At 37.2% G+C, this 25,630-nt stretch carries 33 protein-coding genes, 1 pseudogene and 1 riboswitch; of the genes and pseudogenes, 22 read left to right on the top strand and 12 right to left on the bottom strand.

Translation table 11 applies throughout. From position 1 onward, the window contains the following. Positions 1-52 precede the first annotated feature (52 nt). The 3 genes from AC1VNJ_RS22245 (at position 53) to AC1VNJ_RS22235 (ending at position 2,778) form a co-directional block, all read left to right on the top strand. Positions 53-1,180 (top strand): 2-methylaconitate cis-trans isomerase PrpF family protein, encoded by a 1,128-nt coding sequence (locus tag AC1VNJ_RS22245; RefSeq protein ID WP_311265020.1) that lies wholly within the window; start codon positions 53-55, stop codon positions 1,178-1,180. A gap of 93 nt (positions 1,181-1,273) precedes the next feature. After that, the gene (locus AC1VNJ_RS22240) at positions 1,274-1,939 is read left to right on the top strand and encodes a cyclase family protein (RefSeq protein ID WP_049165981.1); all 666 of its coding nucleotides are present in this window, start codon (positions 1,274-1,276) and stop codon (positions 1,937-1,939) included. Then, entirely contained in the window at positions 1,936-2,778 is an 843-nt protein-coding gene (locus AC1VNJ_RS22235; protein ID WP_430052396.1) for a GNAT family N-acetyltransferase, read from the top strand. Before AC1VNJ_RS22240 ends, AC1VNJ_RS22235 begins: the two co-directional genes overlap by 4 nt. A 27-nt stretch (positions 2,779-2,805) precedes the next feature. Here AC1VNJ_RS22235 and AC1VNJ_RS22230 read toward each other — a convergent pair whose 3' ends face one another. Next, on the bottom strand, positions 2,806-3,390 hold the full coding sequence (locus AC1VNJ_RS22230) for a YjgB family protein (RefSeq protein WP_482641307.1): 585 nt from the start codon (positions 3,388-3,390) through the stop codon (positions 2,806-2,808). Positions 3,391-3,792: 402 nt separating this feature from the next. Between AC1VNJ_RS22230 and AC1VNJ_RS22225 the strand changes: the two genes are divergently transcribed. Further along, the gene (locus AC1VNJ_RS22225; RefSeq protein WP_328141732.1) at positions 3,793-4,161 is read left to right on the top strand and encodes a hypothetical protein; all 369 of its coding nucleotides are present in this window, start codon (positions 3,793-3,795) and stop codon (positions 4,159-4,161) included. Positions 4,162-4,251: 90 nt separating this feature from the next. On the opposite strand, the gene AC1VNJ_RS22220 is transcribed toward AC1VNJ_RS22225, so the two are convergent. After that, on the bottom strand, positions 4,252-4,401 hold the full coding sequence (locus tag AC1VNJ_RS22220; RefSeq protein ID WP_430052394.1) for a hypothetical protein: 150 nt from the start codon (positions 4,399-4,401) through the stop codon (positions 4,252-4,254). A 352-nt stretch (positions 4,402-4,753) separates the two neighbouring features. Then, positions 4,754-4,860, top strand: a riboswitch (SAM riboswitch). A gap of 75 nt (positions 4,861-4,935) precedes the next feature. On the opposite strand from AC1VNJ_RS22220, the gene AC1VNJ_RS22215 reads away from it, so the two are divergent. The 5 genes from AC1VNJ_RS22215 to AC1VNJ_RS22195 all read left to right on the top strand — a co-directional run bounded on the left by AC1VNJ_RS22215 (position 4,936) and on the right by AC1VNJ_RS22195 (position 10,194). Continuing rightward, the gene (locus AC1VNJ_RS22215) at positions 4,936-5,946 is read left to right on the top strand and encodes a BMP family protein (protein ID WP_033579996.1); all 1,011 of its coding nucleotides are present in this window, start codon (positions 4,936-4,938) and stop codon (positions 5,944-5,946) included. 82 nt (positions 5,947-6,028) lie between these two features. Then, positions 6,029-7,561 carry an ABC transporter ATP-binding protein gene (locus tag AC1VNJ_RS22210; protein ID WP_482641342.1) on the top strand — a complete coding sequence of 511 codons (1,533 nt, stop codon included), beginning with the start codon at positions 6,029-6,031 and terminating at the stop codon, positions 7,559-7,561. After that, complete coding sequence (locus AC1VNJ_RS22205; protein ID WP_482641306.1) at positions 7,536-8,603, top strand: ABC transporter permease; 1,068 nt, start codon at positions 7,536-7,538, stop codon at positions 8,601-8,603. Before AC1VNJ_RS22210 ends, AC1VNJ_RS22205 begins: the two co-directional genes overlap by 26 nt. Continuing rightward, the gene (locus AC1VNJ_RS22200; RefSeq protein ID WP_047750055.1) at positions 8,590-9,507 is read left to right on the top strand and encodes an ABC transporter permease; all 918 of its coding nucleotides are present in this window, start codon (positions 8,590-8,592) and stop codon (positions 9,505-9,507) included. The genes AC1VNJ_RS22205 and AC1VNJ_RS22200 overlap by 14 nt, the downstream gene beginning before the upstream one ends. Before the next feature lie 24 nt (positions 9,508-9,531). Further along, the gene (locus AC1VNJ_RS22195; protein WP_028414925.1) at positions 9,532-10,194 is read left to right on the top strand and encodes a sulfite oxidase-like oxidoreductase; all 663 of its coding nucleotides are present in this window, start codon (positions 9,532-9,534) and stop codon (positions 10,192-10,194) included. Positions 10,195-10,227: 33 nt separating this feature from the next. On the opposite strand, the gene AC1VNJ_RS22190 is transcribed toward AC1VNJ_RS22195, so the two are convergent. Both AC1VNJ_RS22190 and moaC read right to left on the bottom strand, forming a co-directional pair. Continuing rightward, entirely contained in the window at positions 10,228-10,740 is a 513-nt protein-coding gene (locus tag AC1VNJ_RS22190; RefSeq protein ID WP_049165975.1) for a MogA/MoaB family molybdenum cofactor biosynthesis protein, read from the bottom strand. 12 nt (positions 10,741-10,752) lie between these two features. Beyond that, on the bottom strand, positions 10,753-11,241 hold the full coding sequence (gene moaC, locus AC1VNJ_RS22185) for a cyclic pyranopterin monophosphate synthase MoaC (protein WP_049165974.1): 489 nt from the start codon (positions 11,239-11,241) through the stop codon (positions 10,753-10,755). 114 nt (positions 11,242-11,355) lie between these two features. Here moaC and AC1VNJ_RS22180 point away from each other — a divergent pair, with 114 nt between their 5' ends. Beyond that, positions 11,356-12,621, top strand: coding sequence for a molybdopterin molybdotransferase MoeA (locus AC1VNJ_RS22180; protein ID WP_430052387.1), 1,266 nt, complete (start codon positions 11,356-11,358; stop codon positions 12,619-12,621). 14 nt (positions 12,622-12,635) lie between these two features. Here AC1VNJ_RS22180 and AC1VNJ_RS22175 read toward each other — a convergent pair whose 3' ends face one another. Further along, a complete protein-coding gene (locus tag AC1VNJ_RS22175) occupies positions 12,636-12,767 on the bottom strand; it encodes a YvrJ family protein (RefSeq protein ID WP_014458777.1) in 132 nt (43 codons plus the stop codon). Between the two features lie 430 nt (positions 12,768-13,197). Continuing rightward, positions 13,198-13,629 (bottom strand): terpene synthase, encoded by a 432-nt coding sequence (locus AC1VNJ_RS22170; protein WP_482641305.1) that lies wholly within the window; start codon positions 13,627-13,629, stop codon positions 13,198-13,200. Between the two features lie 149 nt (positions 13,630-13,778). Here AC1VNJ_RS22170 and AC1VNJ_RS22165 point away from each other — a divergent pair, with 149 nt between their 5' ends. Together AC1VNJ_RS22165 and AC1VNJ_RS22160 are read left to right on the top strand one after the other, a co-directional pair. After that, positions 13,779-14,561, top strand: coding sequence for a GNAT family N-acetyltransferase (locus tag AC1VNJ_RS22165; protein ID WP_033580004.1), 783 nt, complete (start codon positions 13,779-13,781; stop codon positions 14,559-14,561). 255 nt (positions 14,562-14,816) lie between these two features. Then, a complete protein-coding gene (locus tag AC1VNJ_RS22160) occupies positions 14,817-15,002 on the top strand; it encodes a hypothetical protein (RefSeq protein ID WP_033580005.1) in 186 nt (61 codons plus the stop codon). Positions 15,003-15,126: 124 nt separating this feature from the next. Here AC1VNJ_RS22160 and AC1VNJ_RS22155 read toward each other — a convergent pair. Beyond that, a pseudogene (locus AC1VNJ_RS22155) lies at positions 15,127-15,321 on the bottom strand (winged helix-turn-helix transcriptional regulator); the annotation flags it as partial. 326 nt (positions 15,322-15,647) lie between these two features. On the opposite strand from AC1VNJ_RS22155, the gene AC1VNJ_RS22150 reads away from it, so the two are divergent. Together AC1VNJ_RS22150 and AC1VNJ_RS22145 are read left to right on the top strand one after the other, a co-directional pair. Further along, a complete protein-coding gene (locus AC1VNJ_RS22150) occupies positions 15,648-16,217 on the top strand; it encodes an MEDS domain-containing protein (protein WP_028414918.1) in 570 nt (189 codons plus the stop codon). Between the two features lie 249 nt (positions 16,218-16,466). Continuing rightward, positions 16,467-17,339: an AraC family transcriptional regulator gene (locus AC1VNJ_RS22145; RefSeq protein ID WP_482641304.1), complete on the top strand. Its 873-nt coding sequence runs from the start codon at positions 16,467-16,469 to the stop codon at positions 17,337-17,339. A 227-nt stretch (positions 17,340-17,566) separates the two neighbouring features. Here the strand turns inward: AC1VNJ_RS22145 and AC1VNJ_RS22140 are convergent, their stop codons facing one another. Further along, a complete protein-coding gene (locus tag AC1VNJ_RS22140; RefSeq protein ID WP_482641303.1) occupies positions 17,567-17,908 on the bottom strand; it encodes an SPW repeat domain-containing protein in 342 nt (113 codons plus the stop codon). Between the two features lie 192 nt (positions 17,909-18,100). Here AC1VNJ_RS22140 and AC1VNJ_RS22135 point away from each other — a divergent pair, with 192 nt between their 5' ends. Continuing rightward, the gene (locus AC1VNJ_RS22135; protein WP_049165968.1) at positions 18,101-18,373 is read left to right on the top strand and encodes a DUF3973 domain-containing protein; all 273 of its coding nucleotides are present in this window, start codon (positions 18,101-18,103) and stop codon (positions 18,371-18,373) included. 43 nt (positions 18,374-18,416) lie between these two features. Here AC1VNJ_RS22135 and AC1VNJ_RS22130 read toward each other — a convergent pair whose 3' ends face one another. Beyond that, positions 18,417-19,058: a DUF1232 domain-containing protein gene (locus AC1VNJ_RS22130; RefSeq protein ID WP_028414916.1), complete on the bottom strand. Its 642-nt coding sequence runs from the start codon at positions 19,056-19,058 to the stop codon at positions 18,417-18,419. A gap of 119 nt (positions 19,059-19,177) precedes the next feature. On the opposite strand from AC1VNJ_RS22130, the gene AC1VNJ_RS22125 reads away from it, so the two are divergent. The 3 genes from AC1VNJ_RS22125 to AC1VNJ_RS22115 all read left to right on the top strand — a co-directional run bounded on the left by AC1VNJ_RS22125 (position 19,178) and on the right by AC1VNJ_RS22115 (position 21,477). Then, complete coding sequence (locus AC1VNJ_RS22125) at positions 19,178-19,759, top strand: manganese efflux pump (RefSeq protein ID WP_482641302.1); 582 nt, start codon at positions 19,178-19,180, stop codon at positions 19,757-19,759. Between the two features lie 324 nt (positions 19,760-20,083). Then, complete coding sequence (locus AC1VNJ_RS22120; RefSeq protein ID WP_311265019.1) at positions 20,084-20,578, top strand: DUF3267 domain-containing protein; 495 nt, start codon at positions 20,084-20,086, stop codon at positions 20,576-20,578. A 494-nt stretch (positions 20,579-21,072) separates the two neighbouring features. Beyond that, positions 21,073-21,477: a DUF2178 domain-containing protein gene (locus tag AC1VNJ_RS22115; RefSeq protein ID WP_047750070.1), complete on the top strand. Its 405-nt coding sequence runs from the start codon at positions 21,073-21,075 to the stop codon at positions 21,475-21,477. A 74-nt stretch (positions 21,478-21,551) separates the two neighbouring features. On the opposite strand, the gene AC1VNJ_RS22110 is transcribed toward AC1VNJ_RS22115, so the two are convergent. Then, positions 21,552-21,989: a hypothetical protein gene (locus tag AC1VNJ_RS22110; protein WP_311264900.1), complete on the bottom strand. Its 438-nt coding sequence runs from the start codon at positions 21,987-21,989 to the stop codon at positions 21,552-21,554. Positions 21,990-22,098: 109 nt separating this feature from the next. Between AC1VNJ_RS22110 and AC1VNJ_RS22105 the strand changes: the two genes are divergently transcribed. From AC1VNJ_RS22105 to AC1VNJ_RS22090, 4 genes are all read left to right on the top strand, one after another. Continuing rightward, positions 22,099-22,284, top strand: a complete 186-nt coding sequence (locus AC1VNJ_RS22105; RefSeq protein WP_028414911.1) for a hypothetical protein — start codon at positions 22,099-22,101, stop codon at positions 22,282-22,284. 81 nt (positions 22,285-22,365) lie between these two features. Beyond that, entirely contained in the window at positions 22,366-22,647 is a 282-nt protein-coding gene (locus AC1VNJ_RS22100; RefSeq protein WP_025749994.1) for a hypothetical protein, read from the top strand. Positions 22,648-22,843: 196 nt separating this feature from the next. After that, positions 22,844-23,371, top strand: a complete 528-nt coding sequence (locus tag AC1VNJ_RS22095; RefSeq protein WP_430052367.1) for a hypothetical protein — start codon at positions 22,844-22,846, stop codon at positions 23,369-23,371. A gap of 126 nt (positions 23,372-23,497) precedes the next feature. Beyond that, positions 23,498-24,016, top strand: coding sequence for a YfiT family bacillithiol transferase (locus AC1VNJ_RS22090; RefSeq protein ID WP_034267517.1), 519 nt, complete (start codon positions 23,498-23,500; stop codon positions 24,014-24,016). A 194-nt stretch (positions 24,017-24,210) separates the two neighbouring features. On the opposite strand, the gene AC1VNJ_RS22085 is transcribed toward AC1VNJ_RS22090, so the two are convergent. Both AC1VNJ_RS22085 and AC1VNJ_RS22080 read right to left on the bottom strand, forming a co-directional pair. Next, the gene (locus AC1VNJ_RS22085; RefSeq protein ID WP_049165965.1) at positions 24,211-24,681 is read right to left on the bottom strand and encodes a hypothetical protein; all 471 of its coding nucleotides are present in this window, start codon (positions 24,679-24,681) and stop codon (positions 24,211-24,213) included. Positions 24,682-24,685: 4 nt separating this feature from the next. Then, positions 24,686-25,474, bottom strand: coding sequence for a hypothetical protein (locus tag AC1VNJ_RS22080; RefSeq protein ID WP_049165964.1), 789 nt, complete (start codon positions 25,472-25,474; stop codon positions 24,686-24,688). Positions 25,475-25,630: the final 156 nt, after the last annotated feature.

Here is a 25,630-nt window from a genome sequence, read left to right as displayed (position 1 = left end):
ATGGTTTGATGAACGCCTCGGCGTTTGTTAGTAGGGGAGAAAGGTGATTAAGATGACGCGTATTCCTGTAACGGTTATGAGAGGTGGAACGAGTAAAGGGGTTTTTATCAATCATGAAGAAATGCCTGTGAACAAATCGGATTGGGAACCGTTTTTGCTAGATATAATGGGAAGTCCGGATCAACGTCAAATTGACGGGTTAGGCGGAGCCAATTCGCTGACAAGTAAAATTGCGATTATTAAAAAATCAGATTTAGAGAAAGCTGACGTAGATTACACGTTTGCGCAGGTCAGCATCAGCGAATCTCTCGTTGATTTTAAAGGAAACTGCGGCAATATCTCCTCAGCAGTGGGGCCTTACGCAATTGAACAAGGACTTGTACAAGCTGTGGAACCGGTGACCAAAGTGCGGATTTATAATACGAATACTAAAAAAGTAATCGTAGCGGAAGTAGAAGTAGAAAACGGGAAAGTGAAAACAGAAGGAGAATGTATGATTCCTGGAGTGCCAGGTACGGGTTCACCTATTTATCTTTCGTTTGAAAACGGAGAAGGAGCCGTTACCGGAAAACTGCTTCCGACCGGGAACGCTATTGATCTTCTGCAAACATCTATCGGAACAGTAAAAGCATCAATTGTTGATGTAGGAAATCCGCTTGTATTTGTTAAAGCAGCGGATATTGGCCTAAAAGGAACAGAACTTCCACATGAATACACGGACAAACAGCTGAAGCTATTTGAAGAAATTCGCTCCATTGCAGCGGAAAAAGCGGGGCTCGCACCTCAAGACAAAGCAACTAAACTATCACCAGCGGTTCCAAAAATGACGATTATTGCTCCTCCAATGGACCACCGCGACGGGACTGGCAGAGAAAAAGCTGCTTCTCAAATGGACGTATTAATTCGCATGATGTCGATGCAAAAACCGCATCAAACGCTTGCGATTACAGGAGCAATTTGTACAACAGCGGCTATCTATACAAAAGGAACGCTGGTATCGGAAATGGTTCAATTAAAAGGCGATACGGTTCGACTTGCTCATCCAATGGGAATTATGGAAACCAGTGTAGATCTAAAAGAAGGACAGGTTAATGGAATCAAAGTAGTGCGTACGGCCCGTCTTATTTTTGAAGGATTTGTTTATACAAAGCACGCGTACGATGTATGTTTATCAAGTTAATAACGTTCTCTAAAAAAACTTTTTCTAGGAAACTAGGAAGAGTTTTTTTGTGTTAGAATATTTTTACTAAATATTGAAAAAGTGGGTGGTAGTATGAAAAAAAGAACGTATATTGATTTAAGCCACATCATTGAAGACGGAGTTATCACACATAAAGGCTTGCCGGCACCGATCATTTGCGACTATTTAAGCCGAGAAGAGTCTAAAAAGCTTTATGAACCAGGGACTGAATTTCAAATCGGTAAAATTGAAATGGTCACGAATACAGGTACGTATATTGACGTGCCGTTTCACAGATATAAAAACGGAGCAGATTTGGCTCAAACAGCTATTGATAAAACAGCCGGACTGGAAGGAATAGTAGTTTCAGTCGACCCGATTTTAACGGCTATTGATGAATCTCATTTTCACCATATAGACGTAAAAGGCAAAGCGGTATTAATTCACACGGGATGGGATCGCTACTGGGATACAGACGATTATTTAGAAAACCACCCATACTTAACAGAACGCGCGGCAGCTTATTTAGTGTCTCAACAGCCCGCTCTTGTCGGAATTGATTCGATGAATATTGACGACACAAAAGGAAAAGCAAGACCAGCTCATACGCTGCTGTTAGGAGCGGACATTGTGATTGCTGAACACTTATGTCACTTAGATCAACTAACGGAGTCCTTTTTATTTTACGCCGTGCCTCCTAAAATAAAAGGAGCCGGAACGTTTCCGGTAAGAGCATTTGCGGAGTTAGAAAGAAAATGATCCAGTTACATAGATACAGGGAAGTGCAGAAATTTAAAAACCAAGTCGAGCCGCTTTTAGAGAAAAATGAAGTTCTTCACAACTTAGCGCTTGGCATTTTACAAAGCTTGCAGGAAAACAGCAAACCAAATTTTATGGGTGTTATTTTAAAAGACAGCCGTGCTGCGCTTGTGTTACTGCAAACCCATCCTCAGCAAATCATCCTGTCTCAAATACAGAAGCTAACGAATGATGAGCTGAACGAAGTAGCGGAGCTGTTACAAGAAACCGCCGTACCGGGCTTAGTTGGAGAAAGGCAAACGGTTTTATATCTTTCTCAAAAACTAGCAGCGCTAAAAAATCAAGAAGCTTCGTTGAAAATGGATCAGCGCATTTATCGGTTAGACAAAGTGAAAAAAGCTGCGGACGCGGAAGGAGTGCTGGTAAAAGCAAGATCAGAGCATATTCCGCTCGTGAAGGAATGGATTTGGGAGTTTATGGGCGTCATTGGAGAGCCTGTATCAAAAGAGCAAGCTGTCAAAACAGGCGAAACTTTTATTAAAGCAGAACGGCTATTTTTATGGGAAGTGAACGGGAAGTATGTGTCCATTGCTAATGCTACGCGTCCGACAACCCACAACGTTACGATTAACTTTGTGTACACGCCGCGGGAAGAACGTAAAAAAGGCTATGCATCAAGCTGTGTGTCCACGCTTTCTCAGCTTATGCTAGACAGCGGTTTTCAAACAACAAGTCTATACACGGACACGACAAACCCTACGTCTAACAAGATTTACATGGAGATTGGGTATGAACACGTAGCTGATTCCGCATTAGTTTTATTTCATGAAAAAAAGTAGCAGGCTGCCTGCTACTTTTTCTATTTCTTAAGGTTTTGCAACTAAGTTTACGTGATTCAACGTTTTGCTATCATCAAAAATAAATTCAAGATCATAGGCGCCGGCGTGATACGTGTATCTCGTTTGAGTCGTACCATCACCTTTTACTTTGCTTGTAAAGTTTGGCTGACCTAATTCTTTCTTTAAGTTAGCTTGCGTGATGGACCCTAAATTTGTTTGACGCTCTACATTTGTACCAAAATAGCGAATTTCGTTAATGACATTATTTTGGTCATAGCCAAATGCATATCCAGGATGGCCCATTTCCGCATGATAGTAGTCAAAGTTATTTGATGAACCTTCAGGCGGAGGACCGAACTGATCCCGAACATCTTTACGCAGGGTTTTGCCAATTTTAAAGTCTGCTGTTAATCGCGGCACTTCACCTTGCACCGCGGCGTTATAAATTTCGTTAATGTTTTTTACAGCTGTTTGACTTTGGCTGCTTGTTTCTTGAGATGTAGCTGCGTGTGCTGGGGTATCAAGCTGAGCGACAGGAGCAAATCCAAACGCAGCAATTCCTGTAATCGTCGCAGCAGCAGCCGCTTTTGATAGTCGTTGTTTCATTTTCATGATTTTTTCCTCCTATATATAACGATTTAGCAATCTCAGTCTACCTAAAAGAGAAGGTAGGCCAGAATGGTCAAGGAGTCTTAGTTGAGTTGATAACTGATATATATAATGTAACACGCCTTTCAGAATATAAACGTCAGGTAAGGTGAAAAGCAAAAAACGATTCATTTCTCATAGGTAAAAAGATTTGTTTTTATTCCTTTATTATGTAAAAAAACGTAATATAGGGAGGGTTCTAAGTCTTTATAAAAAACTAGATAATAACTGTAAGTATGATACAATAAATCAAGTATTTGTTAAAAATATATATTGCAGCTGTGTATCTAGGGCTTGGCGTCAAAACAAGTTTAGGGCAATCTGTTGTGTTAAATAGAAGAAAAAGAATGTAAAGGAGAGAAAGAAGTGTCAAAACGATTTGTACTAACCGTAGCCGCTGGAGGATGTATCATAATCTTCGGCGCGCTGCTACTACTAAACTGGGAAAAGGTGTTTGGAGACTACCGTCCCATTCAAACAGCAACAGCCGTATTCAAGTTAGAAGTGGGAAGTCAAGATGTAGCAAAGACTACGGATTCAGATAATGTTCTTTACTATATGGTGAAAAAAGGACATTTAGATGAATATATTCAACTGATGGATGAAAAAGGCTATGTGTTAAAAGAGAAAGATATTGATCATAACCGACTTGTTTTTAACAATGGACAAGAGGATGAGCAAATTTACTACAAGCGCTTTGCTAGGAAGTATACGATGATTGATGGAGAAGGGTAAAAGCCTTCACTTGGAATTACTACATACTAAAATCATTAAAAGAAAACACCACCTTGCGAATAAAAGGTGGCGTTTTTTTGTTAGATTATCTCATCTTAGTTTTACTCTTGCTATCCCTGTTACGATCATACTCGTAATAAAAATAACTATGATTCCAATGTTGGTCGGGGTATCAAAAAATGTTTTTGAAACGGCTAAAGCGATAATAAGCCCAATAGCTATGCCAGATAGTTCTTTCATTAATTTCACCGTTAACACCTCTTAACAATATTACTAAGGAAAAATCTAACATTATTGGTAAAGTAGTTTCAATTAATAACACATTAACCGAAGAGGTATAATAGAACTTATTTGCTACCACTAAACCCTCTTGACCGTCAACAGATTCAGTATAAGTGCTTTGTGAAGAAGTATAGAATGATTCAAGAAGTGAGGTAAAGGCTTTAACTTTTATTTTATATTTTAGTAGACTAAAACCGTATAATCCTATCTGTTTTTGAAGTTTTTTTGCGTGAAAAAGAAAAATAATATTGACAATTGTTGAAAAACTATTAATATTGACTATATTACATAAAATAAATAGCTATTGTTTTCCTTATCAAGAGAGGTGGAGGGACTGGCCCTGTGAAACCCGGCAACCACTGTCTATGACAGAATGGTGCCAAATCCTTAAGAACAGTATGTTCTTGAAGATGAGGAAGAGACGTTTGGTTAACGAGCTCTTCCTTTATATAAAGGAAGAGCTTTTTTTATATTATAGGGGGAGTAAGTTAAATGAAGAGATTTCTTATTTTAGCAGTTGCGCTTGTATTACTCGTAACGGGCTGTCAGTCAAAAAGTACAAAAAGCAGTGGAAGTGAAGAGAAAGGAAAGAAGCGAATTGCTCTTGTTTTGCCTGAAAAGATTGGAGTTAACCCGTTTTTTCAGCAAATGGATGATGGAGCAAAGCGCGCTGGGAAGAAGTATAACATTGATGTAAAGACAATTGAATCTACGGACCAAGCAGCCATTGAAAGTAATTTGCGTGCTGCGGTAGCCGAAAATTATGACTTGATTATTACATCTTCTTTTGAATCCGAAGATGCGTTGAAAAAAGTAGCTCAAGAAAATCCGCAGCGTCAATTTGCGATTATTGATACAGTGGTCGATTTACCAAATGTAAGAAGCGTTGTATTTCGTGAGCAAGAAGCTTCATATTTATTAGGAGCAGCGGCAGGATTGATTACGAAAACGAATAAAGTAGGAATGGTTGCAGCTGATGATATTCCATTATTAAAAAAATGGACGGTAAGTTTTAAAGAAGGATTACAATCAACAAATCCAAAAGCAGAGTTTCTAGTAAACTATGTTGGAAGCTTCTCTGATCCAGCTAAAGCAAAAGAACTTGCTATTTTACAAGCTTCAAAAGGCGCTGATTTTATCGCCGGAGCATCAGCAGTAGGCGACTTGGGTGTATTTGAAGCAGCAAAAGAAAAAGGTTTTTATACGGCAGGACAAGATATTGACCGTACGGAAGTAGATCCTGAGCATATCGTTTTATCGCAGTTAAAAGGATCTGATGCAGCTGCTTATGAAACGGTAGAAGCACTCGCAAATGACAAATTTAAATCGGGCGTAGTGACATACGGCTTAAAAGAAAAAGGTGTTGGGTTAACGTATGTGACTCAAGACAGCAAGACGCCTCTTAGTGACTTTGTAGGACAAGATGTGATTAATCAATTAAAAGAAATTAAAGATTCGATTATTGATGGAAAAACAGTGGTAAAAGATCCGTTAGCAAAGTGAGTTGAGAAGAGAAGTCGAGTAAGGCTGGCTTCTCTTTCTTATTTTTGAAAAAAACCTAAAGGGGAAAGGAGCAATGAATGGAATGAGTGAGCTGCTGCAGTTAACGAATTTAACGAAGAAATACGGTTCATTTTTAGCAAACGATAACGTGTCTTTTACGCTAAAAAAAGGCGAGGTTCACGCGCTGGTCGGAGAGAACGGTGCTGGTAAAACAACGTTGATGAGGATGCTTTACGGAATGGAAAAGCCGAGTTCAGGAAGTATTCAGCTACATGGGAAAACCGTCTCGTTTTCATCTCCTGCGGATGCGATTAAAAACGGAATAGGCATGGTGCATCAGCATTTTATGGTTTTTCCTCATTTTTCAGTGGCTGAAAATATTGTCTTGGGGCATGAGCCAAAGAAAGGTCTCTTTTTTAATAGAAGGCAGGCGAAAGAGGATGTTCAGCAATTAACCCAAACCTATCAGATTTCAGTAGATGTTCATAAAAAAGTAAAGCATTGCTCAATTGGAGAACAGCAAAAGATTGAAATTTTAAAAGTGCTGTATCAAGGAGCAGAAATCATTGTTTTAGACGAGCCTACCGCTGTACTTACTCCTCATGAAGTGAAGGAACTATTAAAAACAATCCGTTTTTTGGCTTCACAAGGAAAAAGCATCATTATTATTACACATAAGCTGCAAGAAGTGATGGAAGTAGCGGACCGCATCACGGTTCTGCGAAATGGTAAAGTAGCCGGCGTCACAAATAAAGAATCTACTAATGCTCACCATTTAGCCAAGCTGATGGTAGGACGAGAATTAAAAGAGCGTCCTGCAAGAGTGCCATCACAAAGCACTTCTCATTTAAGCGTACAAAATCTCTTTTTAAAAGGAAAAGGACAAAAAAACGTGTTGCAAAATGTGTCTCTTCACGTTTCTGCAGGCGAAATTGTCGGTATTGCAGGGGTTTCAGGAAATGGGCAGTCAGAGCTGCTTCAAGCAATTGCTGGATTAGTAGAAACAGACACCGGAAGTATCAAACTTGGAGATGAAGATCTTACAGGGCGATCTGTGCGTGAAAGAAGAGAGGCAGGAATTGCTCATATTCCAGAAGACCGCTATATGTGGGGAGCCTCTAAAGACGATACGATCGAGGAAAATGCGCTGATGGGCTATCAGTATAAAGCTTCTTACTCGAAGATGGGCTGGCTGAAAAGAAAGATATTCAAGTCGAGCGTGGAGGGATGGATAAATGAATTTTCCATTAAAGCCACTTCATCTAAGCAAAAAGCTGGAGAACTTTCAGGGGGGAATCTGCAAAAATTGATTGTTGCCAGAGAGCTTGGCCAAAACACTTCTTTTCTACTTGCTGCTGAACCAACGCGAGGAGTGGATATCGGAGCAATGGAACGTATTCATGATGCATTGATTCAAAAACGGAATAATGGATCTGCTATTTTACTTGTGTCTTCAGAACTGTCGGAGATTATCTCACTATCAGATCGAATTTTAGTTATGTACGAAGGCAGTATTGTTGGAGAGCTTACAAGGGAAGAAGCAACGGAAGAGACATTAAGCATATTAATGGCAGGAGGAACGGTAGAAGGTGATACAGTTGCAGAAACTTCTTAAATCATTAATCCAGCCAGTTATTGCAGTCATTTTTGGCTTAGCAATAGGAGGCATTATTATTTCTTTAACTGGTGGTTCGGTTCTTCAAACATATACAGAGCTCTGGAATGGAGCGTTTGGTAATTTTTATTTCTTCACCACTACGCTGGCTCGCGCTACACCTATTCTTTTAATTGCGTTAGGTGTCGGGTTTGCTTTTAGAGCAGGTGTGTTTAATTTAGGTGGAGAAGGGCAGATGGTTGTTGGAGCGATTAGCGCAGCGATTGTTGCTTATTACCTGCCGGCTCCAGGGATGGTCAAGCTTATAGCGGCTATTGCAGCTGCTGTTGCGGCAGGAGGGTTGCTTTCTGTTTTAGCAGGCTGGATGGAAGCCGCGTTTAAAATTCAGCTTGTCATTTCGACGCTTTTATTAAATTATATCGCTGTTTTATTTGCAAGTTATTTAGCAGGTCACCCTTTTCAAGATAAAACAGGCTCAGCTGCTCTCGCTCAGACGCCTATGATTGAGCAATCAGCATGGCTTGGAAAAGTGTTTCAAGGAATGCCTCTTCATATCGGATTTATCATTGCTTTAATCGGTGCGCTACTGCTGTGGACAGTGCTTCGCTACTCTGTGTTTGGGTACGAAGTGAACGCATCTGGAAAAAATCCGTTGTTCGGAGCGTATGGAGGCATTCATCAAGTAAAAGTCATGCTGTTCAGTATGTTTATTAGCGGGAGCTTGGCTGGATTAGCAGGAGGGTTTGAAGTGCTTGGTTCACAGTACCGATTTGTAGACGGTGCGCTTACCGTTCCTGGATATGCATGGACTGGAGTGATGGCTGCTCTGTTAGCAAAATCGAATCCAATCGGCATTATTTTTACGTCTCTTTTACTTGCCGCTTTGCAAACAGGAGCGATGGGGTTAGAGCGTAATACAGAAATTCCGTTAGAAATTGCGAGTATTATGCAAGCTGTACTCATTCTATTTATCTCAGCAAAATTCACAAAGCAGTGGTGGAAAGCAAAAAAGAAAGGAGCTGATATTCGTGGAGCTGCTTGATTGGTCACTGTTAAATGCAACGCTGCGAATGGTTGCGCCTATATTATTAGCGGCGCTAGGCGGAATGCTTTGCGCGCGCGTGGGCATATTTAATGTAGGGCTAGAAGGTCTGATATTGATTGGGGCTTTTAGCGGAATTGCCGGTAACTATTATACTCACAATGTCTTTTTTGCGATCGTGATTGCGGCTGGAGCAAGCTTACTTTTTGCGTTGCTGTTTGGGATGATGGTCGTGATATTTAAAGCGAATGAAATTGTTGTTGGGGTATCTATTAATTTTTTAGCACTGGGCTTAACGACATTTTTACTCCGGACTATTTTTCATACAAAAGGTGCCTATTACGATAAAAACATGCATGGAATAGGCACATGGGATATTCCTTTAATTAAAGACATACCTATAATCGGCGACATTGTTTCCGGGCAGTCACCGCTTGTCTATTTTGCATTTTTAGCAGCTATTGCTTTTTATATCTTTTTTTATCGAACGATTTTTGGTTTTCGTCTTCTAGCAGTAGGCTACAATCAAGTAGCAGCAAGTACGCTTGGGTTAAAAGCAATAAGATATCAGCTGTTTGCGATTGCAGCATGCGGAATTCTGTGTGGGATTGCAGGAGCACAGCTTTCATTAGGGCAAGTCACGATGTTCTCAGAAGGCATGACTTCAGGGCGTGGATTTATTGCACTTGTTGCGATGATGCTCGGTCAGTCTCATCCGATCGGTATTTTAGCGTCAAGTATCCTTTTCGGCTTAATGGATGCGGTGAGCACACGACTGCAAGGTTTTTCAATACCGACCGAGTTCACGATGATGGTGCCGTATGTACTTACATTAGCAGCGATGTTTTTCCTGCGAGATAAAGGAGTCGAAACGAATCAAACAAGTCAGCAAAGTGCACGCTGATAAAAAAATAAAGAGGTGGTACCTATGAACAAAGCAGACCGTATTAAACGAATGAAAACACCGGAAATTGATCCAAAGTATGAAGGACGAGTGCCTCCGGGTCAGGTAGTAACAGAGCGCTTTCCCATTTTACATGAAGGCGACGTGCCGGAGTATAACTTAGAGGAGTGGACGCTTCGCGTGTTTGGGTTGGTAGACAAAGAAGTGACGCTTTCGTATCAAGATATATTGAACATGCCTCAAACAACGGTGAAATGTGATATTCACTGCGTAACGAGATGGACAAGACTTGATAATGAATTTACGGGCGTGCTGTTTACAGACTTTTTAAAAGCAGTTGGCGTGGAGTTGAAAAGTAAATATATCATGCTGCACGGAGATAATGACTATACGTCAAACATTGAAGTAAAAGATTTACTGAGAGACGATATTCTTCTCGCTCATTCCTTTAACGGAGAGCCGCTTACACCTAAGCATGGATATCCGCTGCGATTAGTTGTGCCGCATTTGTACTTTTGGAAAAGTGTCAAATGGCTTCGGGGCTTTGAAGCTATTGATGAAAACCATCCGGGCTTTTGGGAGCAAAACGGCTTTCATCTTAGAGGAGATCCGTTTAAAGAAGAGCGTTTTTCTGGAGAAGATTTAGGCATTCCAGAAGATGAGTGGGTACATAAAGACTATGATTAATGAAAATGCCTATGCGTGTGCATAGGCATTTTGTTAGCGCTGGCGGTTTAATTCCCACACAACGTGGCGAAGTTCAGGCAAAATCAGTTTGGTCATAGCTAGGCGAACAGCACCGCTTGATCCTGGTGTAGAAAAAACGGCTTTTTCGTTAATCGTCCCGGCAATTGCCCGGCTCATAATCGCTGCGCTGCCAATGTCTTCGGTGTAGCTCAGCATGCGAAACAGCTCGCCAAACCCGACGATTTCTTTATGAATCAGCGCTTGAACGGCTTCAATTGTGACGTCTCGTTTTGTAATGCCGGTGCCGCCGTTTGTGAGAACAACGTCAATGTCCTCAGCACTGCATCCGGTAAGTATCGCTTGTTGAATCGACGTTTGATCGTCTTTTACAATTTCATAGGAAGCGACCTGCATCTCGTGTTCTTTCAGAAGTTGAATCATTAGCGCGCCGCTTTTATCGGTTTCTTTTGTACGTGTATCCGATACCGTAATGACTTTGCAGCGAACGGGCTGAGTTGCTTTGGATTTATGTTCATGTACGCTCATTATGTACCTCCTTTACGCTTGTGTACGCTTGTAGTCACCGTTTTTGCCGCCTGATTTTTCAAGCAGATATGTTTCGCCGATAATCATGCCTTTATCAATGGCTTTGCACATATCATAAACGGTTAGAGCGCAGGCAGAAGCGGCAGTTAAAGCTTCCATTTCAACGCCCGTTGAGCCTTCCGTTTTAACCGTTGCTTCTATTAATAAACGGTACTTGTCATTGCTTATATCCCAGTCAAATGAAAGGTTTACGCCTTTTAATAAAAGAGGGTGACACATCGGAATAATGTCAGACGTGCGTTTTGCTGCCATAATCCCTGCTACTTGTGCGACAGCAAGCACGTCGCCTTTTCCGATTTTATGTTCTACAATGGCTTCGTGAATTTCTTTGTTAACAAGTATGCTTGAACGAGCTGTTGCAACGCGTCGAGTGATAGATTTTTCGCTAATATCGACCATATTGGCACGGCCTTGGTCATTAAAATGTGTAAAAGAAGACATCGGTGTTTTCATCCTTTTTCAGTAAATTTTGTTGTATGATAGAAACAGTGAGATATGCTATGATTTTACACCATAGCGTAAAAAGTGAACAGACATAAAGGAAGTGAAGAATGTATGTTAGAAAGCAGAACACCTATTTCAATTCCTGAAGCAATTGAAAGAGTTATGACATATAAAAGAAAAGGCAGCATCGAACGCGTATCGATCACCGAAAGCTACGGGCGCTATTTAGGAGAAGATATTATTGCCGACCAAAACGTGCCTCATTTTAATAAATCGCTTTATGACGGCTTTGCGGTTCGAGCACAAGACTGCGTAGAAGTATCAAATGAACATTCTGTAGAGTTCGAAGTTGTAGGTGAAATCGGCGCTGGCTCTGTTTTTGAAGAAGAAGTAAAGCCGTTTCAAGCAGTGCGCATTATGACAGGAGCGCAAGTGCCTCATTCATGTGATGCGGTTGTGATGCTTGAAGTAACGAAGTCGTATGAAAAAGAAGGCAAAACGTATATGGCGTTAAGCAGGCCTGCTTCAAAGTGGGAACACATTGCGTTAAAAGGAGAAGAAACAAAAAAAGGAGACGTGCTCGTTTCAAAAGGAACGCGCATTAATCCGGGCGTCACGGCTTTTTTAGCTACGTTTGGCTATGCGGATGTAGCCGTGGTGAAGCAGCCGGTGGTTGGCGTGTTAACAACGGGAAGTGAACTGCTTGATGTAAACGAGCCGCTAGAGCCAGGAAAAATCCGCAACAGCAACTCTTATATGGCACTTGCGCAAATCGTAAGAAGCGGGGGAATTCCGAAATATTTAGGGAAGCTTGAAGATGATTTTGACCGCTGCTATGAAGCGGTAGAAAAAGCACTTGAAGAAGTGGATATTTTACTGACAACCGGAGGGGTATCCGTTGGTGACTATGATTATTTGCCGGCTATTTATGAAAAGCTTGGTGCCAATGTGCTGTTTAACAAAATTGCGATGCGACCGGGAAGCGTCACAACAGTCGCAGAACGAAACGGACAGCTGCTGTTTGGATTATCAGGAAACCCATCTGCTTGCTATGTCGGGTTTGAACTGTTTGTACGTCCGATTGTTCGCAGCTTTTTACATTCACCGGCGCCTCATTTACATAAAACAAAAGCGGTGTTAAACGGCCGTTTTAAAGAGCCTAATGCATTCACAAGAATGGTACGGGGAGAAATGACAGACGAAGGCGGAAGGCTCTTAGTAACGCCTGTTGGCATGGACAAGTCAGGCGCTATTTCGTCATTAGCTGCAGCAAACGCACTGATTGTTCTTCCAGGCGGAGAGCATGGATATGATAAAGGAATAGAAGTGGACGTGCTGGATCTTGAAGACGAAGGTACGAGTTCGCTTTGGGTATAAAAACAGAAGTCTGCTTATTGCTTGTCCTTCTTTTCAATAAGAATTTGAAGCAGTTCTGTAATTCGATCTAATTTGCTTTCAATGCGCACGAGTAAGTAAAAAGATAGCGCAACTGGAAAGCCTAATTCTTTAATATAACTAACCAAGTTTTCTATAATTGCATACCTCCTTCAATTAGAAGATACACTATAATATGTGATTTCTAAGTATTTGTTCACAGGGCATACGTCCATTTTTAAGACAAAAGTCCTTGAAAAATAAGAAAAAGCAGCCTCGGCATTGGCAAGCGAGGCTGCTTTTTTTGTAAGGGTTCATTTATACGTATTCGAGTATAAATGACTATTAAACTTTAACATGTTTTTGAATATAAATACTACTTTGGATGTGTTCTGACATATGAATAAAAGGTGCGCTTTTAATTCATCAATTACGTTGGTCCACCTAATCAAAAGCCAACTAAATGAAGGATGTACAAAAAGCGGCATATTCTACAAAAGTGACTCTTTCAGAACCCTTACTTCCCTAGGGCTTCTCTTTTTTGCTGTATGCCTAAGAGGGTGGTTTGTGTACACGGTCTTAATCCTGAGATAAATAAATCCAGTTGATTTCATCAAATTCTTCAATACTATAAGTTGAACCTATATTCTTTAACATTTTATTGAAGAATTTTAGGTTAACTTCATGATCATACAAATCTTCTTGAATGTATTCTTTTATAATAAAGTTTGTTAAATTTGTATTGTTAACAAAGTCTGAAAAGAACGACGTTATAAGGTCTGAATCTTTTTCGTTTAATTTTTCATCATTAATGATCGAAATCCTAAAAACGTTTAAAATCGCGTCAATATCTTCTGCATCCATATAACATAATGGATCTAGTTTTTTATCTTCTTCTGTAAATAGATTTCGAGTGTCTTCAATAACTACATAAGATATAATTCTTCCATTCCTTGATACATGGAAGATTTCTAAATCACGCAATTTTAAATTTCTATGAAGCGATATCATAAGTTCCTCCTGCTAACATGTTGATGTACGATATTTTTATAAATTAGATATTGTTAAATCTGTAGTATTCAGTTTACAGTAAAATAGTCTTGTGTGGTATTAATTAACAAATATATAAACATATACTTTGTTAAGGAGGAGTAGATAAAATGTATTATTTAGAACCAAAAGATTATGATAAGATACATAACATTTTAAAAGCGTCATTTAAGACTCCTACATTTGCTTTTTCTGTCGTTAATCACGTTATTGAAGGATCTGTGTATGTAAATGATCGTATGAGGCCAACGTCAGGATTTCTTAGAATACCTGCAGGTGACTATTATGTATTTGGTAAAGGAAATGATGGGGTGTTTAATAAATCTCTCTATCGTTACTTTGTTGAGAATGTTTATGGTAAGGAAAAACGTTTTACTGTTTTTACTCCATCGACCGACTGGGAGGCTTTTTTTGACGAGACTTTCGAACCGTACGTAAAGAAAATGATGCGTTCTAAGTATAGATTTGTTCCTTCAAAAGTTCCTTCTAAGTATAATCTTCCTGATCTTTATGAGTTAAAAGATTTTAACTCCGACGCTTTAAGAAAAAGTAAGAATTTTAATGAATCATATATAGTGGATTACTGGGGATCAGAAAGTCATTTTCTGAAAAACGGATTAGGCGTTTGTGTTATCCATAAAGAAAATATTGTCGCTGAATGTGTGTCGATCTTTCATAGTGGAACAATAGCTGAAATCGATATTGTGACTAATCCTAGCTATAGAGGACAGGGACTGGGAAAGATAGTAGGTCAAGAGTTTATAAAAAAGTGTTTAGAAAAGAACGTTATGCCTGCTTGGGATTGCGATAATAATAATGAAGCGTCAAAAGTATTAGCTAGTAAACTTGGATTTTCTAATGAAGAGAGTTACGCTCTATATGTATTAAAATGAAAAGCCCTAGAAATATGTTTTTTTTCTTTGTACCAACAACATATTTTAAGTTAACTAAGTCTAATTATGATAGGTATGTTTAAATACTGTTCTAAAGGTATGTTACAATGTAATTATAAGGAAGAAGAGGTGGATATAGGGATGTTGACGGCAGTAGTTGTAACTGTTTCAATTTTATCTTTAGCTTGGATTGTAGGGAAAAAAGAGCAGCCGAGGAAACAATGATTACAAGAAAAAGCATCTGAGGTGGTAAATATGCAAAGACAGCAAGGCATTACTGTCCTTTTATTAATGTTAGGAATGGCAGCTATTTCTTTAGGGATGGCTTTGAAAAATGTATTTGAGTACTCTCCTACGGTAGGATGGCTTCTAGGAACCGCAATATTAACAGGTAATTCTATTTATACAGGTGTACAAATTAAAAAGAAAAGTCATACATAATTAATTTCAAAAGTGCTTGGATAAACATTATCCAAGCACTTTTTTAGCTTATTACATTACAGTAACTACTCGTGTATAGGCTATATCTAAAGTACACGAATCTATTAATAAATATAATTTATATTTAAATTTCTTCTTTTTCCATTGCTCTCGCATTAATAATTCTGTGCTTATGCGTTTCTCCCCAGTCTTTCATAAGTAAAATGATTGGTTCGAGAGATCTTCCGAATTCGGTTAGGGAGTACTCTACTTTTGGGGGGATTTCTTTATAGATTTCACGGTGAACAATCCCGTCTTTTTCTAACTCTCTTAATTGAAGGTTTTGAGAGGACATAAGTGAATATAGAAGAAACGTTAGAGCTTCTCTTTTAAGTTTAATTCCATAATTATTTCTTGTTAGGTTTTAATCGTATTTGAAAAGGGTATAGTATCCTTTAGTCAAGCTGCTAGAATAATTGTCGCAAACGTTTGCAATCAATATAGATACACTGTTCTAAAAACAGCTGTCCACCCCAAAACAAAGGGAAGAACATCCAATTTTGACATGCAGGAACGCAAAGCGTAGAATCTTTCTAACAGATAAACAAATTACTATTTTAAGAGGCTTAAAATTTAGGTTGATTTTATATAAGGGAGCGTACATATTTGAAAAATCAGTTTGCTCAATTAATACAGAATAATGAAAGCGTTCATATTTACTACAATATTGACGATATGAAAAGTTACTTGGACAATCTTGTGTCTTATATTGTTTCGGGTATTGAACAGAAGAGACATACTTTAGTTATAGAAAGTGAAAGATTAATTCCATTAATTTTTGAAAAATTAGAGGGAATTCTAACTAAAGATCAATTAACCTATATACATACTATTAATAATTTTGATTATTACTGTTCAAGTGGAAGTTTTCAGCCTGCCATAATCTTTGAACACCTTTCTAGACACTTAGATCCTTTCTATAAAAACAATACATCTTTTCAAATATGGGCTCATGTAGAATGGGGACAGCAAGAAGGAATTATACCTATTCTAGAAGAGTTTGAAAATGAAGCCGATAAATTAGTAAATAAAGGCGGATTGTATTTAGTATGCGCTTATGATGAAGAGAGAGTACCAGAAGTTCTTAAGCTCGCTTTAATGAAATGCCATCCATACGTAATTTTAGAAAACAAAATTGCGCCATCCCATTTATATGTAATGACAGATGCAGTGTAATTGCTATTTTGGTTGGGATTTGCTCATAAAAACACAGGTGAATAGAGAACAAATAAAGAGCCTTATACTTTAAGGCTCTTTATTTGTTGTTTTCTAAAGTTATTATGCTAGCTGAAATTGCATTTTGAATAGCTTGTTTACGTTTGTAGGAACTTATGAACAGAAGAAAAAAGCCTGCATAACTGTGCATGAAATGTCGGATAGGTCTATTCAAATCCTGCTATTCTGATAATAAGGGAGGTCATATAAATGGATTTGCTTAGAAATATGAATAGAGCTTTAGACTATATTGAGGAGAATTTAACCAATGATATCGATTTTAGAGAAGTAGCAAGACTGGCTCTTTGCTCTGAGTATCACTTTAAAAGAATGTTTTCTTTTCTTGCAGGTATTACTTTATCAGAATATATTCGTCGAAGACGACTTACACTTGCAGCATTTGAACTTAAAGATAGTAACATCAAAGTCATTGATGTTGCGATCAAGTACAATTACAGCTCACCAGATTCGTTTACAAGAGCTTTTCAAAATTTGCATGGTATAACTCCTTCCGAAGCTAAAAAGAGCGGCAGTTCACTTAAAGCATTTCCAAAAATGACCTTTCAGTTATCAATTAAAGGGGGAAATGAGATGAATTATAGCATTGAAAAAAAAGAGGCCTTTCATATAGTCGGTATTAAAGAAAGAGTTCCAATAATCTTTCATGGAGTCAATCCAAAGATTGCTGCTATGTGGGAAAGCTTGAACGATGAAACAATACGTGAATTAAAAGAACTTTCTAATGTTACACCACTGGGTTTGCTTAGTGCATCTGTGAACTTTTCTGAAGGGAGAATGGAGGAAAAAGGGCAGCTGGACCATTATATCGGTGTAGCCACAACTAAGGATTGTCCCGATCATTTAGTACAACTTGAAGTGCCAGCTGGAACATGGGCTGTATTCGAAGCAGTCGGACCATTTCCTGACACATTACAAGATGTATGGGGACGAATTTATTCAGAATGGTTTCCATCCTCAACTTATGAACAAGTGGAAGGACCGGAAATCTTATGGAATGAACATAAAAATGTAACGTCGCCAACCTTTAAAAGTGAAATATGGATACCCGTGTTAAAAAAGTAATGATGACTCCGTAATGGAGAGAAAAGGTAGATCGCAAATGTGATCTACCTTTTCTCTTTTATAGCTTTCTATAAAATACATTACGTTGACTAAATCTGTACAACCCTTACATAAAAAGCTCCCTATTTCCGTAGGGAGCTTTTCTGCTAGGAGAATTATTTCTCACATAGTCGATACGTTGCGGTATCTTGAGTAGTTTAAGCAAAAAGTGGAATATTATTCGCTTTTTAACTTACAGCTTTTAATTTTAATCTTGCTTTAGAGTTTAAGCTCCATAAACTAAGTAATACGGTCATTAACCCAAGTATGACGCTAGACCAAAGCACCCCGTCTGTTAATGAATAAATAAAGGGAAAAAGAATAAACCATAATCCGGTAATGAGTGAAATCCAATTTTGCCATGAATTCCATCCGGGTTTAGTAACTTCCCAAAAAGACATAATCACTTGAAGGGTTCCAAATACAATACTTGCTGACGTAGCCCCTGCATTATATGAAAACCCAAGCATCCACGGGGCCATAACAAACCAAATACCAATTACGGCGTTAATAATACCTCTTGTTTTCACAATTATCCCTCCTCGATGTATGACACTCTGTATGATGTCATACTTAAACTATATGTTTGGAAGTAACGTGTGTTGAGTATTCATCAACGCCTGTTGAGATTTTTTCAACTTTTCATGTAGGAACAAGCACTTCTGTTGATGAGTTCTCATAAGATGTTTCAAAATCAAGTATAAGAAAGAGAGTGAAAACAAATGTACTATTGTGTTAATTGCTGCAGATTGCAAAATGAACATCTTATTAAGAGTAAGTTATTTGAAAATGGAGTCTATATAGATCCATTTGTAGGAGAGAAAATCCCTTTAGGTATGTGTGCACATAGATGCAACCATGAGTCATGCGAGCCATGTAAAAAAGAAAAAATTATTAAAAAGATTGTGCCAAAGGAATTATCTAAATTAAAGAAGGCAATAGAGTATTTACCTGCTCATCGTCATGGTTCAGAAAAAGTTCCATTTTCACAATAAATAGCGGAATGCCGCGTTCAGTTCCCTTAATAAAACTCAGTTTTTATTCCGTAAGTTGATTCATCACTAGTTGTACAGCTATTGCATCGTCTAAATAACCGATTGGAAAGACGTAGTCTGGAATAATATCGGTAGGCAAAATAAAATACAATAGCGCACTTCCCAATATAGAGCGCTTGGCGGCTGAGGTTTCTTCGCTACAATATTCAAGATACATTTGCTTTAATTGGTCGATGAAAGTACCAACGCTTCCTACTTGCTCTATTTTGGATTGAAAGTTATTTATGATCATGCTGTGTCCTTCGTCTGTCTGTGCATATTGCTTATATTTTGTTAGTTCTTGTTTTACACGTTCAATCGTAAAGTTGGTATCTGCTATATTAAAAGATTTAAGTATTTCTTGAATTTTATCGATGGAGTAATGAATGCCTGTTTCTAGTTCATTTTCTGTATGGTTTGAAGCAGCTTCAGCAGGATCAATCAATGCTTCAAGAGGCGTATTTAAATAGTGTGCAAATTGCTTTAAATGATGTAGATTTGCTTGCTGCTTTCCATTTATAATCCGTGAAATAGTTGCCGTATCAATCCCCGTAAGTGAGCTTAGTTTCCGCATAGATAAAGCATTTTCCTTTAATAAAGACCGTAATAACAGACCAAGGCTTTGTTCATTTTGGATGTTAGACATTGCGATTCACCTCTTTATATTTTTCAACGCGCAGTAATCATTTTATTGAAGGTTTATCAACAATATATGCAACAAGTAAGCAAATTTCCTCAATATTATCATCAAAAGGAGAATACAAAATGGAATGGTTATTCATTTTAGGTTTTGCCCTATCATCAAGTATAGATAACTTTGGTGTAGGAATATCTTATGGAGTACGAAAAATCAGGATCAAATGGCTTTCGAATTTACTAATAGCAGCTATTTGTTTCCTCTTTAGCATGGTGGGAATTATGTTTGGCAGGTGGATTTCAACAATCTTACCGGGAGTGTTCCATGTTATTGTAGCCGTCGTATTATTAACGCTAATTGGAATTCGAATTATTTTATTAGTTGGTTCCCAAAAAAATAATGGAATTGATGAACTAGATAGTAGTGGTCAAGAAAACGTACGATATATTGGCTGGGTTGAAAGCAGTGTGCTAGGTGTTGCACTTTCAGCCAATGCACTTACAAACGGTCTAGGAGCGGGTTTACTTGGTTTATCACCTTTAGCTATTTCGCTTACATCAGCATTTGGTAGTTTTATAACGGTATGGATAGGAGTAATGGTGGGGCAAAAAGCAGCAGATGTTCAAATTGGGAAGTTTACATTAGGTCAATTTGGAACGTTAATCAGCGGGATTACGATTTTAATTGTAGCTTTTACTCAAATATTCTAAAAGAAGAGACGCCATTTAAAGCAAGTGGCGTCTCTTCCATATGTTTTAAGTTAGTACATTATGTTGATCAAGTTCGTATATCGTGTTCATCCACTAACCTATGATAAAATGGAAATATAATCAATATATTCTTTATATTAGGGGGGAGGGACATATTGATCAACTCACAAATGCTGCAGTGTATTTACTTACTCAATATTTAAATAATAAAGCGTAATATATATTAGGAGATTTTACGTTAAAACAAACGCATAATTAGTGGAAGTTTGGATAAGGGAGGGAACGCTTATCATCAGTTGGTTTCGCCACTTGCCACAAATAAGCATAGACTTTTCTGAATGGACGCCTTTTATCCAGAATACGTGGTATCGAAAACACTATATGAAGTTTGTATATTTACTTCAAATTATTATTCTATTGATACCTTATTTCTTTGGAGCAGACTTTACTCACATCAATCTCTTTTATCTTATTATAATGGGTATGATTGTCTTTGCTATTCATGAATGTCTGCACGTTTTAGTCGTATATAAAAAAGGTGATGTGAGCTTGACATTTAGCGGAATATTTTTCTGGCTCAATACAAATGCAACTCTATCTAAAACGAGATATTGGATCTTTATGAGCTTGCCTTTTCTTGTATTATCGATAGTTCCTGCTATTACGTCGTTCTATGTATCAGGAAATATTAGATCCATCCTATTATTTGTATGTTGGATAAATACATTCATTTCTGGCTCAGATATCTATAACTCATTTTTAATTGCGATTAAACCGAAGAACTCGTTTTTTTGCAGAGGTTATTATCACGTAAAATAGTAGTGTAGTAGATTGGTTTATTTGTATTCACATCTAGAAAAGGAGCACCTGTAGTAATTAGGTGCTTTTTTTGTGCTGATAAAACGAGCCGGTATTCCAAGATAAAAGTAAGGATTGTAGTGTTTACTGTAATAGGTAAACTAGACGATGTTTTCTAAAGGTACTGTCTTTGGAGTTACTAATACCATAAAGTAATTCAATAATTTTGTAAAAGGTGTTTGACATTATGAAATTTTTACCATAAACTATATATGTAAAAGATGTTTTACATGTTGGTGTAGAGGGATATAAATGCACCACCGAATGAAAGAACCTTAGGAAACCAAAGAAATTATCCTCGGAGGGGTTAGTGAATGCGTGCTAAGTTTCTAAGCAAATGATTAATACTGTTGAAATTATTAAGTATGATTCAAGTTAGTTCTAGCGTTTCTAGTAGTACAGAATTTTAATGTAAGTGATGACGAATTATTTTTGTATAGAAGCAGGAGGGATTTATGGTGAATAAGGAGAGAAGAAACAATGTAGTTGGAGGTATTATATTAGGTATTATTACTTTAGGGCTGCTTACTTTATACATAACGGATTTTATAAATGACAAGAAATTAAATCTAAATAGTATTCTAGGAATTGTCCTTTTATTAATTGCCTGGTTGCAATTTAGTACATGGGGATCTGATAAAAAAGTACAAAAAGATGAAATGGGAAAGAAAATTGCTGCTATCAGTGCAAAGACAAGCTATCATATCCTAACAATAGCTCTTTTTGTTCTTTGGGTACTAGATCGAATTATTTTCGTCAGAAGAAATGATTTTGGCAACATATCTTTATTTGCAGCGATATGTCTTTCTTTAATTATTTTTCCGATTGTCCAATTCTTTTCGGCAAGGCGATATAGATAAAAATCAAAAAGTTTAGAACCACTGTGGTTCTAAACTTTTTGATTTTTATAAGAAGCTAGAAGGATGTACACTATTTATTTACTAAAAAAATTCTTTTTTACTCTAAATTTCAACAAGGTAGAGCAGATTCCAAACGGCACTGAACAACTAAGAGAAAAAAAGAGGAATGGTTTAAATAAACTCAAGTTTATAAAAAACTTACGATCATCTATTGAGATAAGTAGTGAAATAAGTACGGAGCTAATGAATGCAGTTATAACACCGAACACAACATACCATACTAGCTCAACTATATATTTATGCCTCGTTTGATTCTTTACAATAGCATCGATTATGAAAGAAGAAGGAATTCCTAATACAATTACAAATGGTGCAATATACATAAATCCAAACATTATTTGGTCTAGAAAATGGTTTAAGCTCATTTGCTCGTAACCATCAGAAAAAGATAGTCCAGAAAGAACTAAGCTACCGCACAAGGTAGAAATCAAAAACGATATAACTTTTTTCATGATCCTATAATCTCCCCGCTCATCAATAAGCCTATTTTAACATTTAAAAGTAAAATAAGTATAATTATGTTAAAATATAACTATATTTATTTTTTTGGTGGTGAAATAGATGGATAATCGAAGCTTGGGATTATTTTTGGTCGGTATAGGAACAGTCTTTCTGATTTTAGCTTTAACATTACATATAGCTGGATTATTATATGGTGTTATTTTAGGAAGCAGCATATTATTAAATGTTTCAGGGGCAGGTATACTTATGAAGTTTATAGCTGATGAAAAACTGGCTAATTTGTAGAGATCTTATAAAGTAAGATCTCTTTGTTATGAATCTTACGCTAGAATGTATTTATTAGAAATGTTTGGGGGGTATCCTGTTTTGGAAATGAACTTTTTTTGGTTAGCGTTAGGATTAGCTGCCCTTGGTTATTTTATAGGCGATGGTTTAAAAAATTTTAGTAAACCTCAAAGGAAATCAAAATATCCTTATTTGATTAAAGAAAAAGATCTGCACTATCACTTTCATTTGAGTAAGGGTGAAATTGAAGAACTGTTAACTAAATATCCTGGAGCTCCAAAAATAGAGCTGAAAGGGACTACATATTATCCGTATCATCAATTCGTTGACTGGCTGTCGTCTAATGAAATTTATAAGGTGTAAAGGAGGAGAAGCATTTAGTCTTTAAAGGCTAGATGCTTCTTTTTTTGAGGATTGGATTTTAATGCCATCGTCACTAGAAATAAACGTATGTCATCGTTAGCTAGGTTATCTTTGCCTGGAATCGTTGTGGTATATTACATAAACCTTCAATTTTAGGTAATAATATTTACGAAAATACAGTTTGAGGAGACAATTCATGCGTAAGTATAAAAGAAAATTGATCATTTCTTTAAGCGTGCTAATCTTTCCATGGTTAACTGCGCCTTTTATAGGAACAAAATCATTTGTCCGCTTTTTGCCTGTAGCTACTTTCGCTAACTTATTCATCATTGTGTTTACCGTCATTGCTAATCAGAAAAAATGGTTTAGAAACAACAATCCTTTATTTCCTAAAGCACCTATAGATTTTACTTATATTTTAGGTCCGCACTTAATAGGAACGCTTTGGATATTTAAGCTAACGTACGGCTCTTTTCTAAAATACATACTTGCCAATACGGTGTTAGACTGGTTTAATATTTTCCCTTTTGGCGGCGCTTTGAAAAAAGTGGGCATATTTAAAATGAAAAAGATGTCGCCAAGCATGTACTGGGGAATGACTACGGTTTTAGCCGTTGTGTTATATGGATATCAGTACATCGTGGAAAAAGTAATTGGGCAAACCAATGATTCTCAGTCAAGATTACAAGTGCTTAAAGCAAATAAAGGAAAAAGGGTCTTCTAATCGCTGAAGATCCTTTTTCTTTTATTTTTAACACTTCATCTGGTTGTTTTATTCTGAATATTTAAATTTATTTTCGAGTAAAGTGCTATACTAGATAGTAATAAAAATAGAAAGAGAGGAAGAAATATGTTTAATCAATATCCGATTGGGAAATTTACTGTGAAAGAAAATATTCAGAAAGAAGATATTCAAGGTTGGATTCATGACATTGGAGATGCCCCAAAGCAATTAGCTGATGCTGTAGAAGGACTGACAAAAGAACAATTAGCCACGCCTTATCGAGAAGGCGGCTGGACATTAAGTCAAGTTGTCCATCATTTAGCTGACTCTCATATGAATGCTTATACCCGTTTTAAATTAGGGTTAACAGAGCAAGAGCCTACTATTAAAGCATATGATGAAGTGGCTTGGTCGAATCTTCCTGATAATGAGTTACCCATAGAAGTTTCTCTCCAACTTTTTTCAGCTTTACATAAGCGTCTTCATAAATTGTTAAACTCACTTAATGAAAAAGATTTGAAGAAAACGATCAACCATCCTGAAAACGGGGAAGTGACGATTGAGCAATTGATAGCTACTTATGCGTGGCATGGAAAGCATCATGTTGCTCATATTACGACATTAAGAAATCAAAAAGGATGGTAAAAAGGCATTTAACATATGTTAGAACTAAAAAAGCTCTTTTTAAAAGCTTTTTTGGTTCTAATAACATGACATTATGTTAATTAAAAAATATACAGCTTAAAAACAGACAAACTCCCTCAATGCGTTAAGGAAGTTATTTCCAAAATTGCATAGTGATTCATTCATCCTGTATCTTGCTGGGTGATGACTTATTTTTATAAGCCATCCGATTTGACTTTCGAAACACCTAAGGCAAGGTTTTCCCACAAAGTTTGTTCAACCACTCCGGCGTCCACCGTATGACAATCAACAATGAGTATGACTTCCGAATGTTTGCCGCGTAAAAGCCGTTGATTTTTCCTGACTACTTTAAACATAAATAGTTTAATTCCTAGTCCTAAGATAAATCCGATAAAAGCACTAATTAGCCCCCAGTAGATGGGTCCCCAACTTAGTTTAAAGCCAATGCTTGCACCAATGACTGAAAAGGCTGTGGCTAGAGTCATTCCTAAATCAATAAGAGAAACTCCATCGGCTCGATGAAGGCTATCAAAAATCCGGCGATCTTCCGTTCGATTATTGAGAGGAACAATAAATATATCTTCTTTCTTTATCCCTTTTCTTTCTAGCTCTGAAACAGCTAATTCTATGTAACTGGAGTATTCAAATGTAGAAAAGACCTGCATATTTTCACTCCACCTTTTTTCCTTTCGCAATACAAAAGCTTGGATGTTGATACGTTTTCTCGAAGAAATTTTTTTGCTCTCTTTCCACAAGTTTATTGTTCTCAACAGTATTCATGTAGGAATCAAAAGTAGCAAAACCATATAGGGAAGGGAAAAATAACAACCATTCTTTATTTAAAACGGAAGTAGCCTGTTTTATTTCTCCTAAAAATAGAAGAGAAATCCCTTCAAGCAGGTGAGAATAATAAAAGAAAACAACCGCCCAGACAATAACAAAGAAAGCACCAATGATCCGATGAATATAGAGTTGTCCTAGACCTGGCATCAGTAAGGACCAGACAACCGACAAGATGGGATTCCGTTTATCTAAATAGTTTATTTCCATCGCTCCTATACTAAAGGAGTTGAACCGATGATTTTCTCTTTCAGCTAACACGTATATTTTATTTAAATCAACGGTTGTTCGGTAACTATCCCATATAGCAAAAATATAAACGGGAATATAAATAAGAAGCCATCTTGTATTAAGCACGTCTTTGGCCATATCAATGTTTCCTTGAAAAGAATAAATCATTGCTAAATTTACATGAGATTTAAGGTTTATGACGACCTCCCATATAAATAACACAAAGCCGCGAAGGTATTTAGACAGTAGCAAGTGTCCAAACCCAGGAAAAGCTGCTGACCACCAAGCAACAATATAGGGGTTTCTTAAATGAATTTGAGTCGTTCCAAATATACTAACATGAGCAATATAGCGTCTTGCAGTATTGTCATTTTTATAATTATTCATATACGATCTCCTATGATTGGAAGAAAATACACTTTTATACCTATCATTCATATTTAATATGGTCTTGTTTACTTATTTTATGCAATATCCATTGATATACACTTAATCTTTGTCAAAATGGAGAACTCGTTGATAAGAAAAAGCTCTTTATTTTTC

It is taken from the genome of Priestia sp. 3CA3 (assembly GCF_056836725.1).
The sequence above is the reverse complement of the archived record's forward strand: the minus strand, read 5'-3'. Positions and strand labels throughout refer to the sequence as shown.

Bases quoted from the DNA above. Each gene is read 5' to 3' on its own strand.
- AC1VNJ_RS22245 (WP_311265020.1), top strand. From the start codon at position 53: ATGACGCGTATTCCTGTAACGGTTATGAGAGGTGGAACGAGTAAAGGG.
- AC1VNJ_RS22240 (WP_049165981.1), top strand. From the start codon at position 1,274: ATGAAAAAAAGAACGTATATTGATTTAAGCCACATCATTGAAGACGGA.
- AC1VNJ_RS22235 (WP_430052396.1), top strand. From the start codon at position 1,936: ATGATCCAGTTACATAGATACAGGGAAGTGCAGAAATTTAAAAACCAA.
- AC1VNJ_RS22230 (WP_482641307.1), bottom strand. From the start codon at position 3,390: ATGAAAATGAAACAACGACTATCAAAAGCGGCTGCTGCTGCGACGATT.
- AC1VNJ_RS22220 (WP_430052394.1), bottom strand. From the start codon at position 4,401: ATGAAAGAACTATCTGGCATAGCTATTGGGCTTATTATCGCTTTAGCC.
- AC1VNJ_RS22215 (WP_033579996.1), top strand. From the start codon at position 4,936: ATGAAGAGATTTCTTATTTTAGCAGTTGCGCTTGTATTACTCGTAACG.
- AC1VNJ_RS22210 (WP_482641342.1), top strand. From the start codon at position 6,029: ATGAGTGAGCTGCTGCAGTTAACGAATTTAACGAAGAAATACGGTTCA.
- AC1VNJ_RS22195 (WP_028414925.1), top strand. From the start codon at position 9,532: ATGAACAAAGCAGACCGTATTAAACGAATGAAAACACCGGAAATTGAT.
- AC1VNJ_RS22190 (WP_049165975.1), bottom strand. From the start codon at position 10,740: ATGAGCGTACATGAACATAAATCCAAAGCAACTCAGCCCGTTCGCTGC.
- moaC (WP_049165974.1), bottom strand. From the start codon at position 11,241: ATGTCTTCTTTTACACATTTTAATGACCAAGGCCGTGCCAATATGGTC.
- AC1VNJ_RS22180 (WP_430052387.1), top strand. From the start codon at position 11,356: ATGTTAGAAAGCAGAACACCTATTTCAATTCCTGAAGCAATTGAAAGA.
- AC1VNJ_RS22170 (WP_482641305.1), bottom strand. From the start codon at position 13,629: ATGATATCGCTTCATAGAAATTTAAAATTGCGTGATTTAGAAATCTTC.
- AC1VNJ_RS22165 (WP_033580004.1), top strand. From the start codon at position 13,779: ATGTATTATTTAGAACCAAAAGATTATGATAAGATACATAACATTTTA.
- AC1VNJ_RS22160 (WP_033580005.1), top strand. From the start codon at position 14,817: ATGCAAAGACAGCAAGGCATTACTGTCCTTTTATTAATGTTAGGAATG.
- AC1VNJ_RS22145 (WP_482641304.1), top strand. From the start codon at position 16,467: ATGGATTTGCTTAGAAATATGAATAGAGCTTTAGACTATATTGAGGAG.
- AC1VNJ_RS22135 (WP_049165968.1), top strand. From the start codon at position 18,101: ATGTACTATTGTGTTAATTGCTGCAGATTGCAAAATGAACATCTTATT.
- AC1VNJ_RS22130 (WP_028414916.1), bottom strand. From the start codon at position 19,058: ATGTCTAACATCCAAAATGAACAAAGCCTTGGTCTGTTATTACGGTCT.
- AC1VNJ_RS22125 (WP_482641302.1), top strand. From the start codon at position 19,178: ATGGAATGGTTATTCATTTTAGGTTTTGCCCTATCATCAAGTATAGAT.
- AC1VNJ_RS22115 (WP_047750070.1), top strand. From the start codon at position 21,073: ATGGTGAATAAGGAGAGAAGAAACAATGTAGTTGGAGGTATTATATTA.
- AC1VNJ_RS22110 (WP_311264900.1), bottom strand. From the start codon at position 21,989: ATGAAAAAAGTTATATCGTTTTTGATTTCTACCTTGTGCGGTAGCTTA.
- AC1VNJ_RS22105 (WP_028414911.1), top strand. From the start codon at position 22,099: ATGGATAATCGAAGCTTGGGATTATTTTTGGTCGGTATAGGAACAGTC.
- AC1VNJ_RS22095 (WP_430052367.1), top strand. From the start codon at position 22,844: ATGCGTAAGTATAAAAGAAAATTGATCATTTCTTTAAGCGTGCTAATC.
- AC1VNJ_RS22090 (WP_034267517.1), top strand. From the start codon at position 23,498: ATGTTTAATCAATATCCGATTGGGAAATTTACTGTGAAAGAAAATATT.
- AC1VNJ_RS22085 (WP_049165965.1), bottom strand. From the start codon at position 24,681: ATGCAGGTCTTTTCTACATTTGAATACTCCAGTTACATAGAATTAGCT.
- AC1VNJ_RS22080 (WP_049165964.1), bottom strand. From the start codon at position 25,474: ATGAATAATTATAAAAATGACAATACTGCAAGACGCTATATTGCTCAT.